Annotated in this window: 21 protein-coding genes; 11 read left to right on the top strand and 10 right to left on the bottom strand. The window is 49.7% G+C overall.

All coding sequences use genetic code 11. The annotated features are described in order from the left end of the window. Positions 1-6: 6 nt before the first annotated feature. Both UNDKW_RS04840 and UNDKW_RS04835 read left to right on the top strand, forming a co-directional pair. Positions 7-798, top strand: coding sequence for a prohibitin family protein (locus tag UNDKW_RS04840; protein WP_162040003.1), 792 nt, complete (start codon positions 7-9; stop codon positions 796-798). A 52-nt stretch (positions 799-850) separates the two neighbouring features. After that, positions 851-1,195 (top strand): hypothetical protein, encoded by a 345-nt coding sequence (locus UNDKW_RS04835; protein ID WP_162057799.1) that lies wholly within the window; start codon positions 851-853, stop codon positions 1,193-1,195. A 481-nt stretch (positions 1,196-1,676) separates the two neighbouring features. Here the strand turns inward: UNDKW_RS04835 and UNDKW_RS04830 are convergent, their stop codons facing one another. From UNDKW_RS04830 to UNDKW_RS04815, 4 genes are all read right to left on the bottom strand, one after another. Next, positions 1,677-2,201, bottom strand: a complete 525-nt coding sequence (locus UNDKW_RS04830) for a carboxymuconolactone decarboxylase family protein (RefSeq protein WP_162057798.1) — start codon at positions 2,199-2,201, stop codon at positions 1,677-1,679. Positions 2,202-2,279: 78 nt separating this feature from the next. Further along, on the bottom strand, positions 2,280-2,828 hold the full coding sequence (locus UNDKW_RS04825; protein WP_162040000.1) for a peroxiredoxin: 549 nt from the start codon (positions 2,826-2,828) through the stop codon (positions 2,280-2,282). A 189-nt stretch (positions 2,829-3,017) separates the two neighbouring features. Further along, complete coding sequence (locus tag UNDKW_RS04820; protein WP_162057797.1) at positions 3,018-4,940, bottom strand: PAS domain-containing sensor histidine kinase; 1,923 nt, start codon at positions 4,938-4,940, stop codon at positions 3,018-3,020. Between the two features lie 5 nt (positions 4,941-4,945). Continuing rightward, on the bottom strand, positions 4,946-6,250 hold the full coding sequence (locus UNDKW_RS04815) for an HD-GYP domain-containing protein (protein WP_255431531.1): 1,305 nt from the start codon (positions 6,248-6,250) through the stop codon (positions 4,946-4,948). A 177-nt stretch (positions 6,251-6,427) separates the two neighbouring features. On the opposite strand from UNDKW_RS04815, the gene asd reads away from it, so the two are divergent. The 7 genes from asd (at position 6,428) to UNDKW_RS04780 (ending at position 10,628) form a co-directional block, all read left to right on the top strand. Continuing rightward, positions 6,428-7,279: an archaetidylserine decarboxylase gene (gene asd, locus UNDKW_RS04810; protein ID WP_162057795.1), complete on the top strand. Its 852-nt coding sequence runs from the start codon at positions 6,428-6,430 to the stop codon at positions 7,277-7,279. Positions 7,280-7,607: 328 nt separating this feature from the next. Continuing rightward, positions 7,608-7,823 (top strand): hemin uptake protein HemP, encoded by a 216-nt coding sequence (hemP, locus tag UNDKW_RS04805; RefSeq protein ID WP_162057794.1) that lies wholly within the window; start codon positions 7,608-7,610, stop codon positions 7,821-7,823. A 45-nt stretch (positions 7,824-7,868) separates the two neighbouring features. After that, positions 7,869-8,210 (top strand): hypothetical protein, encoded by a 342-nt coding sequence (locus tag UNDKW_RS04800; RefSeq protein ID WP_162057793.1) that lies wholly within the window; start codon positions 7,869-7,871, stop codon positions 8,208-8,210. A gap of 61 nt (positions 8,211-8,271) precedes the next feature. Continuing rightward, positions 8,272-8,454 (top strand): hypothetical protein, encoded by a 183-nt coding sequence (locus tag UNDKW_RS04795; RefSeq protein ID WP_370529086.1) that lies wholly within the window; start codon positions 8,272-8,274, stop codon positions 8,452-8,454. A gap of 8 nt (positions 8,455-8,462) precedes the next feature. After that, positions 8,463-9,140 carry an energy transducer TonB gene (locus UNDKW_RS04790; protein ID WP_162057791.1) on the top strand — a complete coding sequence of 226 codons (678 nt, stop codon included), beginning with the start codon at positions 8,463-8,465 and terminating at the stop codon, positions 9,138-9,140. Positions 9,141-9,327: 187 nt separating this feature from the next. Continuing rightward, complete coding sequence (locus UNDKW_RS04785; protein WP_162057790.1) at positions 9,328-10,173, top strand: AraC family transcriptional regulator; 846 nt, start codon at positions 9,328-9,330, stop codon at positions 10,171-10,173. Positions 10,174-10,220: 47 nt separating this feature from the next. Further along, entirely contained in the window at positions 10,221-10,628 is a 408-nt protein-coding gene (locus UNDKW_RS04780) for a DUF2000 domain-containing protein (RefSeq protein ID WP_162057789.1), read from the top strand. Between the two features lie 322 nt (positions 10,629-10,950). Here UNDKW_RS04780 and UNDKW_RS04775 read toward each other — a convergent pair whose 3' ends face one another. The 4 genes from UNDKW_RS04775 to UNDKW_RS04760 all read right to left on the bottom strand — a co-directional run bounded on the left by UNDKW_RS04775 (position 10,951) and on the right by UNDKW_RS04760 (position 13,857). Beyond that, on the bottom strand, positions 10,951-12,207 hold the full coding sequence (locus UNDKW_RS04775; protein ID WP_162057788.1) for a hypothetical protein: 1,257 nt from the start codon (positions 12,205-12,207) through the stop codon (positions 10,951-10,953). A gap of 12 nt (positions 12,208-12,219) precedes the next feature. Beyond that, a complete protein-coding gene (locus UNDKW_RS04770; protein ID WP_162057787.1) occupies positions 12,220-12,876 on the bottom strand; it encodes a hypothetical protein in 657 nt (218 codons plus the stop codon). Between the two features lie 331 nt (positions 12,877-13,207). Beyond that, positions 13,208-13,549: a DUF4124 domain-containing protein gene (locus UNDKW_RS04765; RefSeq protein ID WP_162057786.1), complete on the bottom strand. Its 342-nt coding sequence runs from the start codon at positions 13,547-13,549 to the stop codon at positions 13,208-13,210. Positions 13,550-13,617: 68 nt separating this feature from the next. Beyond that, the gene (locus UNDKW_RS04760) at positions 13,618-13,857 is read right to left on the bottom strand and encodes a hypothetical protein (RefSeq protein ID WP_162057785.1); all 240 of its coding nucleotides are present in this window, start codon (positions 13,855-13,857) and stop codon (positions 13,618-13,620) included. A 322-nt stretch (positions 13,858-14,179) separates the two neighbouring features. On the opposite strand from UNDKW_RS04760, the gene bfr reads away from it, so the two are divergent. Continuing rightward, positions 14,180-14,656, top strand: a complete 477-nt coding sequence (gene bfr / locus UNDKW_RS04755; protein WP_162039987.1) for a bacterioferritin — start codon at positions 14,180-14,182, stop codon at positions 14,654-14,656. Between the two features lie 127 nt (positions 14,657-14,783). Here bfr and UNDKW_RS04750 read toward each other — a convergent pair whose 3' ends face one another. Then, complete coding sequence (locus UNDKW_RS04750) at positions 14,784-15,392, bottom strand: glutathione S-transferase (protein ID WP_162057784.1); 609 nt, start codon at positions 15,390-15,392, stop codon at positions 14,784-14,786. Between the two features lie 263 nt (positions 15,393-15,655). Here UNDKW_RS04750 and purB point away from each other — a divergent pair, with 263 nt between their 5' ends. Further along, positions 15,656-17,023 carry an adenylosuccinate lyase gene (purB, locus tag UNDKW_RS04745; RefSeq protein WP_162057783.1) on the top strand — a complete coding sequence of 456 codons (1,368 nt, stop codon included), beginning with the start codon at positions 15,656-15,658 and terminating at the stop codon, positions 17,021-17,023. A gap of 163 nt (positions 17,024-17,186) precedes the next feature. Here the strand turns inward: purB and UNDKW_RS04740 are convergent, their stop codons facing one another. Then, complete coding sequence (locus UNDKW_RS04740; protein WP_162057782.1) at positions 17,187-18,392, bottom strand: sterol desaturase family protein; 1,206 nt, start codon at positions 18,390-18,392, stop codon at positions 17,187-17,189. Positions 18,393-18,588 lie beyond the last annotated feature (196 nt).

Raw genomic sequence — 18,588 nt, 5'->3', positions numbered from 1 at the left:
AAAATCATGCGTAGTCTCTTCCCCAAATTTGCGGTCGGCCTGATCGTCTTGCTGGTACTGATCATACTCAACCCTTTCGCGACTATCCCCGCTGGTCATCGCGGTGTGCTGACAACATTTGGCAAACCTTCGGATGAGGTTTACAGTGAAGGCATACACTGGGTATGGCCTATCGCCCAGAAAATGCAAAAAGTCTCCGTCGCCATACAAAAAGGTGAAGGTGACGGTGATGCAGCCTCCAAGGACTTGCAAACCGTGCACACCAAGATTGCCATCAACTATCACGTCAGGCCAGATGCAGTGGTCTCGGTTTTCCGCGATCTTGGCAATGAACCTGGCGAGCGCATCATCATCCCTAGCGTACAAGAAGCAGTCAAGGCCGTTACTGCCCGCTTCACCGCAGAAGAACTGATCTCACGCCGCTCACAAGTGCGCGATGAAATCATTCTTGCCCTGAAAGAGCGCATGGCAAGACATGGCCTGGTGGTTGATGAATTTTCCATCGTCAACTTCAACTTCAGCCGCACTTTCAATGAAGCGATTGAAGCCAAGACCACGGCGGATCAACTGAAGATGAAGGCCGAGCGCGACCTGCAAAGGATAGAAGTCGAAGCCAAACAAAAAGTATCCCGCGCCCGTGCCGAAGCAGAAGCCCTGGCCTTGCAAAGACAGCAAGTCACACCAGAACTGCTGCGCCTGCGTGAAACCGAGAACCAGGCCAAGGCCATAGAAAAATGGGATGGACGTTTGCCAACAACGACTGGTGGAGCTATCCCCTTCATCAATGTTGGAAAGTAAGTTGAAAAATAAGTTGGTAAATAAGCAGTAATAAGCGAGGAACAAGCCAGCCATGTCAGACCAAAAATCATCCGCCCGTTTCACTGCGTTTTGCATACTCTTGCTCGTCATCTGGTATGTCATGGACAGCCCCATCGATTTAAACCTGGACTGGAGCCCGGATGATTTTGATATTTTTTCTGACAATGGTTTTTCCATAGGCGGCATCGCCGTGGCACTGATCGCCATCGTCTTTGCCATGATCATGGCTGGGCTGGTGATTGCGGGGGTATCGTTCTTGCTGGTGGGTTTTGCGGTGCTGATAGGCGGCTTGTTTTTGATGATTTTCTCGCCGTTTTTATTGCCGGCGTTATTGCTGGTTGTAGTGCTGGGGATCTTAAAGAGGAAGTCTCGGTAGGGGACTGCGGTGATTTGAAGTGTGGTCGAACCGGGGTTGCTGTTGGGTTTGACTTTGGGGTTGCTTTTGAATTTAGCAACTCCCATGTGTCGGCGCCATTTGTGCAGTACAGAAAATGGAAAGAGAAAGGCCGATGTTTGAGCCGCAGGCGAGTTTTCGGACTTTCCCATTTTTTGTACTGCACAAATGGGAACCCCCGTAGGGGCGACGACGCCTGGGTCGCCTTTCTTTGATTCCTTTCTTTGGCGAAGCAAAGAAAGGAATTCGGCCGCCGGGCCGAGACCCGGCTTATATCCACGAAGGATAATCGTTTTACATACGACAAAAGTATGCAACCAACGCCACTGGGCTCCAGCCTACGCTGGAGCGACGATAATGTGATTGCCGTTGAGCGACAGAACCCCATCCTCATCCCAACCTTCTCCACCGCGCAACTTGCAAGCGGCTTAGAGATTCGTGGCACAAAACTACGCTTTGCGAATTACACAGTCTCAGCAGAAATAACCTGCGCCGCTGCATTCACAACTGCTGCAATCCTGCCCACATCCCGCAACTGCGTGGTCGACATACCTTCCTTCTTCAACAACTCATAATGCGATTTCACGCAGAAATGACATTTGCCGATGATGGAAGCCGACAAGGCGTACATCTCGAAGCGGCGTTTATCCACACCACCATTGGTTGCATAGGCATTCATGCGCAATTGGGCAGCCTGGGTTTTCAGGTCGGCGTCGTCAGCCATTTCTACATACGGATACCAGACATTATTCATGCCCATCAAAGCCGCTGCTGTCAGCGCTGCATTGATTTCTTCTGGCGTGATTGCGCCACTGGATTTGATGGCTTCAATGATCACAGTGCTTTTTGCTGCAAAGGCTGCTGCCAGTGCCACGCCTACTGCATCATTGCCTTCAAGGCTGGAGCGGGCGATAGTGCCATCGATGTTCAGACGGATATCCTTGGCGTAATCAGGGATACGACTTTTAATTAAATTCAAGAATTCCATAGTATTTACCTATCAAAAAGTGGTTTTAAAACCCGCCGTAGCGGGTTTATTTTACATCTACAGCATGCGCTCTCTGAATTACAGAGTTGCGCCGCCTACTGTACGGTTGCATGGGCACAGTTCGTCTGTTTGCAGACCATCCAGAATACGCAGGATTTCTGTTGGGTTACGGCCAACGTTCAGGTTATTGACAGAAACGTGCTGGATGACATTGTCAGGATCAACAATGAAAGTCGCGCGCAGGGCAACACCGGCGTTAACATCGCGTACACCCAGCATGTCTACCAAAGAACCGGTTGCATCACCGAACGCATAGTGGTTCAGTTTGTCCAGGTCTTTGTGTTCACGGCGCCATGCCAGTTTGCAGAATTCGTTATCGGTAGAACCACCCATCAAGACTGCATCGCGGTCTGCAAAGTCGTTAGCGAGCTTGGCAAATTCAACGATTTCAGTTGGGCATACGAAAGTGAAATCTTTTGGGTAGAAATAAATGATTTTCCATTTGCCAGGGAAGGAAGCTTCGGTGATGTCTTCAAATGCGGAGACGCCGTTTTCTTCATGATGATTGAAGCCTGGCTTGGCTGCTGGAACTTTGAATGCGTCGAGTTTTTGACCTACAGTTTTCATTAAATTCTCCTGATGACGTAACAAGGTGAACAATATGTCCACAACGGCAAGAAGCATATCACTATGAATTTTAAATATCCAATAGATTTTAACTACCATGCAATTAGCTAAAACCTTGCCTTGGATATACCAATGAACAGGCTGGGTGTATGCAATGAGGAGATAAGGTGTGAAGTCAAAAACTCAAGACTATCTGTCGTGGCGACGGTGCGCTGAGGCCAGTAAGGTAAACCAGAATATGCTGCCCTTGCCCTCTTCAGTTTCAAAGCCGATTTCACCGCCCATTTTCTCGACGAAGGTCTTGGTGATATTCAAACCGAGGCCGGTACCGCCTTGCTGCCGGGTGTTGGTGCCGTCTGCCTGGGCAAATTTCTTGAATATCTGCTCCCTGAAGGCCTCAGGTATGCCTTGTCCGTGGTCTTCCACTTCGACTTTATAGATACCGGAGTTGTCGGTGATACGGATTTGCACTTCAGCCCCATTCGGGGAAAACTTGGCGGCGTTCGACAGCAAATTGGCAAATACCTGCATGACGCGTACATTGTCGCCCATGGCCCAGGCGTTTTCCGGGTGGCCAGTGAAGCAGTAGCGTACATTCAGGGCCTGGGCATAACCGGCATTGGCTTCTATTGCCTGCCTGGTTACGGCTACGAGGTCGAAGCGCTCTATATTGATGACCATTTTGCCAGAGGCCAGTTTTTCCATGTCCAGGATATCGTTGACCAGCACACCGAGGCGCTGGCAATTCCTGTGGGCAACCTTGATGAGTTGCATGGTCTTGGCAGTCAGCTCACCGGCAACCCCACTCTCGAGCAAACCCAATGCGCCGCGTATTGAAGTCAGCGGCGTGCGCAACTCATGGCTGACGACAGAAATAAATTCAGACTTGATGCGGTCTGCCTTGCGCTGCTCAGTCAGGTCGAGCACGAAACCCACCCATTCTTCCAGCGAGCCCTCGAGTTGCGCCAGGCCCACCATGACAGGAATGCGCTCGCCATCCTTGCGTATCAATTCACCTTCATAAGGCCTGGCCTGCCCATGCAGACGAATTTCTGCCATGGCATTCTTGTGCAGGGTGTGACTTTCTTCTGTCGTCGTATCCAGCCAGCTCATGCCAGACTCGACAAATTCGCGTCTTTGGACACCAACCAGTTGCAACAAGACATCATTGGCTTCGGTCAGTCTGCCACTGAGATTACCCTGCATGATGCCGATGAGGCTGGAATTGACGAGGCGGCGCAGGCGTGACTCACTGATCAGCAGCGCTTCCAGCATGCGTGATTTTTCCTTGCTGGCGCGCTCAGCTGCATCCCTGGCTGCCACCAGACTGCACTCTGCTTCTTTCATCTGTGTAATATCGCGCACACTGAAAACCCGCCCTACCCGCCTGTCGCGCATGAATTCTGGTTTGGACACACAGATAAAATAGCGCCCGTCTTTCAGCGTCATCAAATCTTCGGTTTCCAGATTCGGGTCTTCCCTGATTTTTTCCAGACTGGCAAAAAAATCATCGGCATCCTGAAGCGCATTCTTGAGGTGGGCAAACATCTGCGCCTCGTCTCTGGAAGCCAGTAATTCATCCTTCAATTGCCACATCGAAGAAAAGCGCTGGTTGATGTTCACGACATTGCCATTCAAGTCTATCGACAGGATGCCTTCGGCGGTTGCATCAAGCGAGCTTTGCAATTGCGCCACCAGGTGCACATGGCCATCGACCAGCTCGCGCCTGTGAGTAATGTCTTCGGCATGGATGATGAAAAACTCATTGCCGCCATCAATGAAAGTCGAAACGCGCTTTTCGACGGGAAAAGAAATGCCGTGGTGGTTGATCCATTCACTCTCGGCAATAGCCCTGCCCTCGGCCTGCGCATCTGCCCGCAATGCTTCCCAAAAAAACACATCCTGCAAGGAGCACTCGATATTTGCCAGTGGCAAACCCAGCAATTCATCACGCGTATAGGCCAGCATCATGCAGGCCAGCTGGTTGGCATCAACCAAGACCATACGCTGCATATCCACGACCAGAATCGCTTCGCGACTATGGTTGATGATATGACGCAGTAATCCATGACTCAATACGGATACTGACTGTGACATGCCGGCGTCGGTCATTTCTGCTATTTCTGGCCTGGTATAGGGCCACCCTGTGTTTTCTTCGATTGTGAGTCAAAATAATAATTAACCCTTTTGCGCGGATTCAGGTAATTGAAGATTGCCCTGGGCAATAGACCTGGCCTGATGCTGGCATTGATGGATAATTCCTTACTCTCTTCTGCGAGATCCAGAATGATTGCATCTTCCTTGGGAATCTCGGCGTCATACACCAGCACGCGTGGCCGCAAGGGCTTGCCTACATTCACGTTCATGACCAGACCAACGGCCTCATTTGATAATCTGACCAGAGTACCAGGTGGATATACCCCCAGGCTCTTCACCAGGGTAGCCATGATGGCAGCATCAAACTGTGAACGCCTGTGTGCATACATGGTCGATAAGGCTTCATGCGGGGTCAATGACTGCTTGGGGTCATTGTGATTGCACAAATTATCGTACACATTGGCGATCGTCACAATACGCGTATGCATGCTGATTGCGCCTCCCTTCAACTGACGAGGGTAGCCGCTACCATCCATGAATTCATGATGCTGGGCAATCACGTCCAGCACCACTGGTTGCAAGCCTGCCTTCTTGCCAACCTCAACCCCATATTCAGGATGTAGCTCAAAGAAATTTTGCTCGGGCCTGGTCAGTGGCTCGGTCTTGTTAACGATATGCTCAGGCACGTTGACCTTGCCCAGATCATGAAACAGAGAGGCAATACCTATTTCCCTGATCATTTCATCGCTGCATTTCATTTCATTGGCCAGCATCATCGCCAGCACAGAAACATTCAATGTATGAAAATACAATTCCTCATTGCCCGCTGTCTGTTGTATCAGGTGCATGACGGTGTCGTTGCCGCTGAGTAGCACTTCTGACATGCTATCGACCAGCTTGCCTGCTTCGACGATGGTTTCTTTGGGTCTGGAAAAAATCAGGCGGTTGATATTTTTGACCACGCTGGCAGCCTGCACGAATTTTTCTTCACAGCGGGCGATTTCATCGCGCTGCTTTTGCAGTTTTTCAAATCGGGCACGCTTGGCATCCATGATGCTGGCGTACACCTTTTTGGGTGCGGCATCGGGCAAGCTGGCAGGTGCGGCCTGGGGAGTATTAAGCGGCTTGGCAGCGACAGGATCAGACTTGGACGGGATATAACGTACATGCTTGAGCTTGAGCGCGATCAGGTCGTCAATCTGATGTTGACTGGTGATCTTGAACGAATTCATCGGAAAAGAATGCTGGAACCAACTCAGGTCGAGTTTGATGAACATTCCGATCCGGATCTGATCAATCACAATTAGCTGGCTATCATCAGACATGGGGACGCAATAATAAGTATTTCTATTGACGATAGCATACGCCCCCCTCATTTGCAAAAACCTTAGCTCAGGAGAAACAATTTATCACGATGCGTCTGCGATTAGCGCAGAAACAGCAGGCTTTTGCCCGCTCAACGTTATAATCGCCTTCCTGTACATTTTGAAAAGTGAGTCGCCGTGTCCGATCGCCTTGCCGTCCTGCCCCAATATTTAATGCCAAAACAGGCGCTGACTATATTCGCTGGCAAAGTTGCCAATGCCAAGGCAGGCAAGCTCACCACCAGCCTGATACGCTGGTTTGTCGGCAAATACAATGTGAATATGCAGGAGGCTGCCAATCCAGACATCAGCAGCTACGCCAGCTTCAATGAATTTTTTACCCGCCCACTGCGGGAAGGTGCCCGCCCTCTCGCCAGCAGCGCCCTGTTATGTCCTGTCGATGGCGCTATCAGCCAGTTCGGACCTATACAAAAAGACCAGATATTCCAGGCCAAAGGGCATAGCTATAGTGCAACTGCCCTGGTTGGTGGCGACAGCCAACTGGCCTCCCTGTTTGAAGATGGCAGCTTTGCCACTTTGTACCTGAGTCCACGCGACTATCATCGCATCCACATGCCTTGCGATGGCCGCCTGACACGCATGATCTATGTGCCAGGGGCATTGTTCTCGGTCAATCCAACCACGGCGCGCGGCGTACCCGGCTTGTTTGCCCGCAATGAACGCGTGGTATGCGTATTTGAATCCGCCTTTGGTCCTTTTGTGCTGACACTGGTGGGTGCTACCATCGTTGGCAGCATGGCCACTACCTGGCATGGCATCGTCAACCCGCCACGCAGTGCCGAGGTGCGCGAGTGGCGTTACGATGACCAGCAAATCAAGCTGAAAAAGGGCGAGGAAATGGGCAGGTTCCTGCTTGGTTCAACCGTGGTCATGCTCTTCCCCAAAGGGACGGTGGAGTTCAACCCGGCCTGGTCTCCTGCCAGGGCGATCAGCATGGGTGAAGCCATGGCTGAACATCCTGCCAAATAATATAGGCCGTAGACACCCGAGCACCCAAACACCCAGAACGGCCCTCCCACAGCACTGCATCTCAGACACTTGCCCAGACATTTCCATACCGGATCATGCCTGGGTAAGCAGCTCAAGCTCCCTCATATATAGAAATAGAAGCAGTCAGCATTTGCCTAAAGCATTGCTTTCAAGCCAATTCTCCTGCGTATTTAGTTTGCCACTTTAATGAGCAGAGCCAAAGTAAACCTTGAACTGATGAATATCAATAAAAAACACTTGCCAAACATGTTCGAATATTCAATAATCTAAATAAGAATTGTTATCGTTTAGATTTGCAAGGTAAAATATGACTACAAATGATGCTATTCACCAGGATGCTGATCTGTCCGATGCAGCAGTAGCGACAAGAAAAGCTGTTGCAACGAATCATGCTCCCAAAGAAGTGCCGCGTATCAAGAGCGGTGACTTGATGCAGCAAAAGCGTGAGTTGGAAATTGATCATGCGGGTCGCATTTACCGACTGCGCATTACGCAGCTGAACAAGCTGATATTGACAGCCTGAAACGCTGATCATACTTGGAGACTGGACATGCCGGGTGGAACGCTGATGAACGAGGAATTATCGGGTTTGACTGCCACATCCAAGCAGCCTGAACTGCTGGTTTCTGCGGTATTGCACCTGATGTCGCATTACACAGTCAACAGCACGAATAGTGCAACGCAGGAAGAGGCTGAGCAAGCCAGCACCAGGCTGGCATCAGTCATAGAAAGACATTTGAATGCGCTGGCGAATTTGCCGGATCTGGCACCTGTGCTCAAAGCTACTTGCCAGCAATTATCCGAACAATGGGCCAGCCTGGTAGAAAAGAAGGCAGCGCAAAAAACCAGATTGCGCAAATTGGGCTGGTTACTGGCCTTCACCGGTAAAAAATCTGCATTAGTGGAGTAGCTTCATGATTGTATGTGTTTGCAATAATGTATCGGAAAAGAAAATTCATCAGGCTGTCGCAATGGGTGCCAGCACGATGGCCGAACTGCGCGAGCAACTCGATGTAGGCACTTGCTGCGGCAAATGCGCAGGTTGTGCACGCAAAGTTATGCGCCAGTGCCTGGATGAGCAAAGCAATAATGCATCCGGCTTTCAGAATTTCATTCAACAACTACACTTCCAGCCCAACGCCATCACTGCGTGAGGTTTACCATGTCCGCACTCACCCTACAACAAGCCCCACAAGACTTTACTGCCCCCAAATCCCGTATCCTGTCGCTTGCTGCCATTGTCGCGGCGCACCTGGCCCTGTTTTATGCCCTGCAACATGGTCTGCTGACGCATGCGGTGCAAATGCTGCCCAAAGAAGTCGTCATGACTTTTGTCGAGCCACCTGCAGTAAAATCAGAACCACCACCCAAGCCCGTCCCCCTGAAAAAGCTGACGACGGTGCAAGTACCCGTACCTGTGGTTCCGCACATTGTTCCAGCGGTAGAAATACCGGCCGATGTACATCAGATTACGACACAGGCAGCTCCTCCTGCACCACAACCTGCACCAGTAGCAGCAAAAGTGGAAACTGCCCCGGCACCAGCCGCTCCGGCACAGCCAAAACAAATCAGCGCCGTTGAATATGTGCGCGCGCCGCAGGCAGACTATCCAGCCATGTCCAGACGCATGGGCGAAGAAGGCAAAGTAACCTTGCGTGTACTCGTCAATGAAAAAGGCCAGGCAGAAAAAGTCGACGTGCAAAAATCATCCGGCTCGAACCGCCTCGACGAAGCCGCCAAAGTAGCAATCCTGCGCGCCATTTTCAAACCTTATCTCGAAGATGGCAAAGCCCTGACCGTGATTGCTACGGCAACGATCAGCTTCTCGCTGAGCAGCTAAAAAATCCCCTCCCCGGGACAAGCCAGATTGCGGCAATTGCGCGATCTGGCTTTTTTTATTTCTGCCGGAATCTATGCACTGGCTGTAGATAAAGTTCCTCCTGTCAAATCGGAAAAACTTTGCATCTCTTTTCAACTGCCGGACTATGGTATCTTGATCTGTAGATTGAATTAACTGGAGATCAGGCATGCAGCCAGATGACGACAGTGCTGACTGGATACGTATCCGCAGAGACCCGGACACAGGGATAGAAAGCGTCCATGCGCATTTCCATGGGCATGCTTACGATGCACATGATCACGACGAAATGCTGGTTGGCGTCACACAACAAGGAATACAGCGCTTCAATTGTCATGGTTCAGTACATACCAGCGTTCGCGGGCGATCCATACTGATTGAACCCGGTGCTGTACATGACGGCCATGCACCTGAGCGGAATGGCTTCACCTACGCCATGCTGTATCTTCCTCAAACCTGGGTGAATGGCATGACCCAGCGACTGGACCTGGGAGACGCCTCGTCGCTGCAAGGTGCATTCCGGCATACATTGGCGGATGACGCCATACTAAGCACCATGATTATGCGTGCATGGCAGTCCATCCACTTTACTGAAGGTCGCCTGGCGCGGGACGAAAGCCTGGATCATCTGATCTCACTGCTCTCGAGTCATCTGTGCAGACGTCCACTATCAAGCAAACAAGACTCCAATAACGAAATGGCACGTGTCCGCGACTATCTTCATGCGATGATGCCGGACAATATCGGGCTGGACGAGCTGGCGGCGCATTCCGGGATAGACCGCTTTCGCCTGACCCGACAACTCAAGCGTGCCTTTGGTCAGTCGCCCCATGCCTACCTGATAAGACTGCGCCTGCGTGTCGCAAGGGCTTTGTTAGTATCAGGAAAAACAGCGGCAGAAGTCGCGTCAGAAGTTGGTTTCGCCGATCAAAGCCATATGGGCTTGTGGTTCAGGCGCGCATACCGTCTCACCCCGGCTGACTATCAACGACAGTGCACAAATCTTACAGACTGAGCATGCAGCGCACTTCTATCATATTGTTTTACTCAAAGGAGTGCCTGATGTTTGATACCAAAGTAGCCATCATTATCCGCAATGATCTGCCTGCCTGGCAACGCATGAACGTAGTCACCTTCCTGGCGACCGGTATAGCATTTGCAGCCCCAGAGGTCATGGGGGAAACATATATCGATGCCAACGGCCATTCCTACGGAAAAATGTTCGGCCAGCCCATACTGATTTTCGAGGCTGAGCTTGCAGGCTTACAAGCTGCGCATCAGGTGGGCCTTGCCCGGGATATTACGGTATTGCCCTACGTGTTCGCCATGTTCTCCACCGGCCATGATGAGGCCAACCGCAAGGTGTTTGCTGAAGAAGATCCGGCGAACATGAATCTGGTAGGACTGGCTTTACGTGGGCCAAAAAAAGCGATAGACAAAGCAGTAAAAGGAATGTCACTGCACAAGTAATCAACGCTAGTACCAGGTTAAAAGATGCAAGGATTTCGGTGAAAGGAACTGGGGGTAGTTCCAGTAGCCGGAAACATTGACCCACATCCCACTAGTGGACTGTAACAGTGAAATCGAGAGTGAAGGACATGTGCCCGGCGCATCAGGGCAAGATGCAAAACACAGCGATAGCGGGGCTATCGCGAGTATTTGCAACGCAGCCATGATCGTCGCGCACATGGCAGGCACTCCGATTTTCACTGTTACAGTTCACTAGGTGATAGAGCAAGCGCTTTGCTATAGCCCTCACGCTTGTCGCATTTACCTGCATTATTTTTTGAGCTTACCCCGGTTTGGCTTGAGCAACTTTAAGTGATTCAGGCACACTCCTGAGCAAACGGCTGGACGGCGTGTCGTCGCCCATGAGCAGGTCTGCGCTGTCCTTGGCAGGCGGCATGGGCACGGCCTTCGACGAGTTCAGCGGGACTGACGTTCCGTCAGGCAGATCAAGTTTGATATCCTTCGCCAATGCATGGCTGGTGACAGGACTTGCAGGAGGAGCAGGAGGAGCAGGATTAGGATGCGCGTTCGGATCGAAAGTTGCAGGCTGCTTCTTGCCATCGCTGGTATCGACATAAGAGAAGGCTTTGTTGTCTGAAAATTTTACATTCTGATTGATCAGGTCTTGTTGCAAGCCCATTCGCTTCATGTCGAACTGCACTTCCGGGGTGGCGTATTTCTTGTCAGTTTTGTGATAAAAATCCTGAAATACCTTTTCATTGTTACCCGCGACATTGACTGCCCAACTACCGTAGAAGTTGGTGTAATCGAGATTATGATTTGACCCAAGACGAGAAACGTTTCCTGGTTTATCAAAGTAATACTTGCCCATGGCAGCGACATTTTCCTTCGAGAAGGACATGGTCATATCTGCATCGGCAGTCAAGCCGGGCTTCATCGCATAACCAAGATTTGGCCGGACGCCAGTCACGTCAATGAAATCCTTCATACGCCCTGGGGAGGTGTTGTAGATGTCCTTGAGGGTCGCATCGGGATTGTCTTTTCTGGCTTGCGAAACAGTCGCATTGAATCCTCCGATATGCGCGGAAGCTTCATCTTTACGGGATGACTGGATGAAATCTTCGGTCAGCCTGGTATAGTCGTGTGGCGATGCCTTGCTCTTTGCCAGTGTCGTGGTGCCATCGACGAAATCCTGCGTTATCTTTTTGGTCGCTGCGGCATTGAAAGAATGCTGGATTTCATGGCCCATCACAAAAATCAACTCGGCCTTGTCGCGTGGATTGGTGTCAGCACCTTTGAGCACATCCATCGGTACATTGATGGCTTTTGCGCTCGGGTCATACGAGCCGCCAGTACCGGAGTTGGGCGGCAGGGCCTGAAATTTACTTAAGTAGCCTTTATCGACAGAATCGAGGATACGTTTCTTCAAATCGGGAGAGGCGTCGAGAACCTTGGCCAGGTCATCGCCGGGATTATTATTCGCAGTCTTGTTGGCATTACCGAAGTCCTTGATGATCTGATCAAGCTTTTGCTCAGCAGTTGGTGACGCCACGCTGGGTTTGTCATTTGGTCCGGTCATATGGCATCCATCTTAAGCGCTAATGGTAATCATGGAGACGCAATCGTGATTTGGCCTTTCTTTGCTTTCTCCACGAATATCTACATGAATCACAATTTCATCACGTGAGAAACGCCATGTACCAAGACGGCCATGTTCGCCATAAACAGGTTTTTGTTGAAAGCCAAGTTCATTCAGTCGTTTTGCATAGGCTTCAAAATCAACTTTGCAGATCGGGGTCATATCGGCGTGGCTATGAGTTTGATCATCGAAGGAAAATAGCAAACGACTACGCTCACTGTCTTTGCTGCCTAAGATCACGGTAATATTAAAAAACCAGGTATCGGTAATTTTTGCGCCAGTCCCATACTCCCTGGAATTTACCGGATCAAAGTAAACCTTGAGGCCAGTCGCCAACTCCAGATTTTTGGCAGAAAAATCTTCGGCTGTCTTGATCTTGCCTATCAGGTCCAGCATACGCTTGCTGATTTCCCCGGCAGTCATTTGCGGTACCTCGGGAGATGCATTTTGATAATTGGTTTCCATAGATTTCTTGTTGGCGATAGAAGTTGAGGAAGAGGCAGTACCCGAAGAATTATTTCCCTGTGCGGGTGCATCACGGCTTTGCGCGCATGAAGTCGTCAGCATGACAAGTAGCGCCGAAGCAAAGACCAGGCGTGGGGTGTTCATACGGCGAAGCTTTGCCGGCTCTGCATTTGAAGATGAGGGGGATGATGAAGCAATGGCACTGTATTGCACTATCAGATCCTTTCAGACTATTGCAAAGGAAGAGTTCCGAGCACTCAAATCATAAGCGCACAATATTTTCAGAATGATTTGAACGGATTTTTAAAAATTATCAGATTAACAATGCCAGTATAACACTATCGCAAATTCCATCGCAGCAATTTGAAATAAGAGAATAGTTAAGTCCCACTTACTCTCTTAAAAACACAAAAAATATTGCGACAAATTACCCGCCCATAGTCATCATGGAGATCAATGTCGCAGAATGGCTGCTCTATCGCACTATAGTTCTCCGGGTTGCGATTTCGTTTGGGCCAATACAAACAGGACTGACTTTACTGGCCAGGCAACTTTCATAATCATTTTTTAGAGCTCTTCTCTGTTTGAATTCTTCGTTTTTCCTGGCAAGGCTCTGTTCATTTTTCTGAGCATCAGGCGAAACTGCGGGCGTAGCTATATTGATATTCACTTTTTGCTGAAGATTCTTTGCGTCACGACAGGGATTCTGACTGTAGGAAATCTTGCCCGCTGTGTCGACGCATCTATAAACGTCCGCAAAGACATTGGTAGAAATAAGCAGCATTGAAGAAAATAAAAAGCGGGAAAATGAGTTCATGTCGTGTAGAAGCTTAAATTTGAAGAAATGTCAGAACCGTACTCTGGAAAGCATTTTCCGGCCACTGTTTAATTCTGAGCAAGCGCAAAGTTTACTTCGTTGTTGATGGTGGGACTTGCGCTTCTTTGCAAGCGCACATTATAAACTGCCAATCTCATCCGCTTATTCATCTGGCAGATATCTGACTTTCCATACCCTGAAATATCAGAGTAGTTACGAGCAATTTGCTGATGGGGAAAAATGCTGTGATAATCGTTGTAGTAAAATCCAGGAAATAAAAAAACTCGAAGCAGCGCCATGTTATTCACTGATGGCTCCACCACAAAAATTAGAATATCAGAACGCTGATTTTCAAAAAAATGGGGAAGAGAAAGCGAGCCAAAGCCCCTGCAAGTACACCGATTTTTTCTCAGGTAATCAGAAAACTAAATGAGAATAATTGCGCTTCGTGACCTCAATCAAGTGAGGAATTGTCTTCTTCAAGCATTGAATCACGCTAATTCAGTGATGCAGGTCATCTTCGTTTTGCAACTGCCACTGAATGATCTATCATGTGATAAAAGCCTGCAAGCGTAAAGCTCATCAGCAAACACCTCACCAACAATATCCATAGCCACAGGAAGGAAAGCCATGAAAGGCGACGCGAAAGTCATCAAACTGCTTAATGCGCAACTCACCAATGAATTGAGTGCGATTAACCAGTATTTTTTGCATGCACGCATGTACAAGCATTGGGGTTTTGAAAAAATAGCCAAGAAGGAATATGAAGAGTCTATCGGCGAAATGAAGCATGCTGACAAGCTCATCGACCGTATCCTCATGCTCGGTGGTTTGCCAAATCTGCAGGCATTGCACAAGCTGATGATAGGTGAAGACACACTGGAGATGCTGCGTTGCGACCTGAAGCTGGAAGTTGCCGCGCAAAAGACCGTCAAGGAAGGCATCGCCACTTGCGAGGCCGTTGGTGATTATGTCTCACGCGACCTGTTCCAGATGATCCTTGAGGATACGGAAGAACATATAGACTGGCTGGAAACGCAGCTGGAGCTGGTAGAGAAAATCGGTATCCAGAATTACTTGCAGTCGCAAATGTCCAGCGAGGAGTAAAGGTCTACCTGCTTGCGTCTGGCGCTCAATGAGGCCAGACAAATCAAAAGGGATGTAGCTCGCGCTACATCCCTTTTGATTTTGAATTTGCTTGCTTTAAACCCCGCTTGCTTGCAGAGCGATGAGCTTATTGCGGCAAAGTGTCTTTGAAAGAAGCGCGCTCAGACAATTTATCAAATAATTTAGCCAGATTAGGGTAATCGCCACGCCAGTCTATCTCAGGGAAGCGGAAGCTCAGCCAGCCCAGTGCGCAAGCTACGCTGATATCAGCGAGGGTCAGGTGATTGCCGGTACAAAACGCGGTATCACCAAGGCCGCTGGACATGGATTTCAAACCCGCATGCACCTTGCTCATTTGCCTGTCTATCCATTCCTGGCTTTGCTGTTCAGCCGGGCGCAAGGTCTTTTCCAGACGTACCAGAATGGCGGCATCCATGATGCCATCTGCCAGGGCTTCCCAGCATTTAACTTCCACACGTTCACGGCCTTGCGAAGGAATGAGCTTGCCGACTGGTGTCAGAGTGTCTATATATTCGACAATGACGCGCGAATCGAACATGGCACCACCGTCTTCCATCAAGAGACAGGGTACTTTTCCTAGGGGATTTGATTGCTGTATTGTGGTGTCTGTTGCCCACACATTTTCTTGCACAAAAACGTAATCAAGTTTTTTCTCCGCCATGACAACGCGGACTTTTCTGACAAAAGGACTAGTGGTGGAGCCAATAAGTTTCATAGGAATCTGGTAGTAGGTTTAGCGCGGATTATAGCATCGCCAGCCTGTAAACCCATGCCTGCCGGGCTGACGTGCGGAGCAGCAACATCACTACGATTCTATAATTTGAACGCATTCAAATGGTAAAATCGCGTATTCGGTGCAAAAAAAACTGTATTTGCACAACAATTGTAAATTTTTGCCAAATCATGGTTATTTGCAAAATCTACACTTTTGTTGTTTTTTGCGCAAGGCTTTCTGTCATTCCATCTCTATAGTCCATCATGTCCCTATCCTCACTCTCTGCTCTCTCTCCACTCGACGGTCGTTATGCAAGCAAAGTGGATGCCTTGCGCGCCACCTTGTCTGAAGCTGGCTTCATGCATCATCGCGTTAAAGTTGAAGTGTCCTGGCTGCAAGCTTTGTCACAAGCCGGTTTCGATGAGATCAAGGCTTTTTCCCCGGCAGCAAATGCCTTGCTCGATAAACTCGTTGCCGGGTTTTCTGAAGCAGATGCGCAACGCATCAAGGAAATCGAAGCCGTCACCAACCATGACGTCAAGGCGGTTGAATACTGGCTCAAAGAGCAAGTCAAGGATGTGCCTGAGCTGGTTGCTGCCAGCGAATTCATCCACTTTGCCTGCACTTCTGAAGACATCAACAATACTTCTCACGGTATGATGCTGAAGACAGCGCGTAATGAGGTGATGCTGCCAGCACTGCAAAGGCTGATCAGCAAGCTGACAGAAATCGCGCATGCAAATGCTGAAGTGCCTATGCTGTCCCGCACCCATGGCCAGACAGCCAGCCCAACTACCCTGGGCAAGGAAATGGCCAACGTCGTTGCACGTCTGCAGCGCGCCATCAAGCGTATAGAACAGGTAGAAATTCTGGGCAAGATGAATGGAGCAGTAGGCAACTACAATGCTCACCTGTCTGCCTACCCGCAGCATGACTGGGAAAGCTTCTCCAAAAACGTCGTCGAGCAACGCCTGGGCCTGACCTATAATCCTTACACGATACAGATCGAGCCGCATGATTATATGGCCGAGATGTTTGATGCCTTCGCACGCGCCAACACTATCTTGCTGGACTTGAACCGCGACATCTGGGGTTATATCTCTGTCGGTTATTTCAAGCAAAAAACCAAGGCAGGTGAAATTGGCTCTTCCACCATGCCACATAAAGTCAATCCTATCGACTTTGAAAATTCTGAAGGCAACCTGGGTCTGGCGAATTCGCTGCTGCGTCATCTGTCAGAAAAATTGCCGGTGTCCCGCTGGCAGCGTGACCTGACGGACTCTACCGTCTTGCGCAATATCGGCGTGGCATTTGGTTACACCTTGCTGGCTTACGACAGTTGCCTGCGCGGACTGAACAAGCTGGAAACCAATCCAGAGCGCCTGGCTGCAGACCTTGATGCGACCTGGGAAGTATTGGCAGAGCCGGTACAAACCGTGATGCGCCGTTATGCAGTAGAAAACGCTTACGAGCAATTGAAAGAACTGACACGCGGCAAAGGCATCACCAAAGCCGCCTTGCAAGAGTTTGTTGAAGGCCTGGCAATCCCGCGCGATGCAAAAGATTTGCTGCTGGCAATGACACCGGCGAACTACACCGGTATTGCAGCGAAATTGGCGAAAGCGATTTAAGGTTTAAAGACCAAAAGGCTCACCACAGAGGCACCGAGACACGGAGGTAGCACAGAGAAAATCGAAGAAAGCCCCAAAAATATCAAAGCTAACTTGCATGTTTTTCTCTAGCCTTTCTCTGTGTCTCGGTGCCTCTGTGGTTAATGGTCTTGATTCACACAACTTATTTCTGCGAACGGAACGGGAACATCAGTTGTTTCACGAAGCCGTCCGGCATGTAGTCACCCTGCACGCCATATTTCTCAGGGAAGCCTTTTTGCCCTTTGATTGCTGTACCAAACAGATGATCAAGGAAAGCATAGTGAGCCGCATAGTTCCTGTCTATCGCCACATCATCTGATGAATGGTGCCAGTGATGAAAATCAGGTGTGACGATCACATACTTGACCGGGCCCCATGGCAGATGCACATTCGCATGGTTGAATACAGCCTGGAAGCCGACCACGATGATATAAACGTCCATGACAGTCTTGTCAAAGCCCAGCACATACAAGGCACCCAGCACGCCTACGCGGGTGCAGATCAACTCCAGGATATGCTGACGCGAACCGGCCAGCCAGTCCATGGTTTTGGCTGAATGATGGACGGCATGGAAGCGCCACAGGAAAGGAATCTCATGATAGGCGCGGTGGGTCCAGTACTGCACCATGTCGGCAGTCAATATACACAGCAGTAATTGCGGGAAGAACCAGATAGACTGCACAAAGTCGCGCACGCTATCATGTGCCATCCAGCCAAACAGGCGGTGTATCGCGAAATTGACAGTTAACAAGGCCAGGCCGACGATGAAGTGATTGACGGCAAAATGCACCATGTCGGTTTGCCACTCACGACGGAAAATCAACTGCCCCTTGTACAGTGGGAAGATTTTTTCTATAACAACAAAGATGATGGTCGAGCCCAGCAAATCGAGAATGAACCAGTCCAGGCCTATATACGGCGTATGATCAGGAAAATCAGCCACAGGCACATGCGATCCACCGTAGGCCACGGCGGCAATCACCAGGGCGGCGGCTACCGCATTCAAGCCGCGACGGCGGTTGAACAGTATATTCAATAAACTGATCACGCCTGACAAGACCAGGGCAGCGAACAAAATATGCCTGATCACATCAGGCGAATAATTTTTGCGTAATTCAGGTGTAGTCAGATACTGTGGAAAGTGAAAGGCAATCACACCCAGCAAACACAGGAATGCCAGCGTCAATGCCAGTACACCACTAGCCAGACCTGTGCCAGGTTTCAATGGCCCGCTCTGGTCCAGCAAGCCTGTGGTTTCACTGACGGCACCTGCTACGTTGCCAAGTACGGTTTTGGCAGGATCGACTAATAGTTTACCTAGGGATTTTTCTGGAATTTCTGGTTTCATTATTGATATGATGAATTGGCAAGTAAGCCAATGATAAATGAAGGCCTTAATGGCAGGGGAAAAACATTTTTTATGGCAAGTTGCGCGGAAATTCCGGGCAAAGTATAGCCGCAAGATTCAGTTTCAAAAACAAAATGTAGCAGCTGCTTACATAATATTCGCTTAAAAATTGGGCGGCTCTCAGCAGACTTTCTTT

Origin of the sequence: Undibacterium sp. KW1, from assembly GCF_009937955.1 — a bacterium.
In the GTDB taxonomy this organism is placed as follows: Bacteria; Pseudomonadota; Gammaproteobacteria; order Burkholderiales; family Burkholderiaceae_D; genus Undibacterium.
Note: the sequence above shows the minus strand (reverse complement) of the source record. Positions and strands in the feature narration are given on the sequence as shown.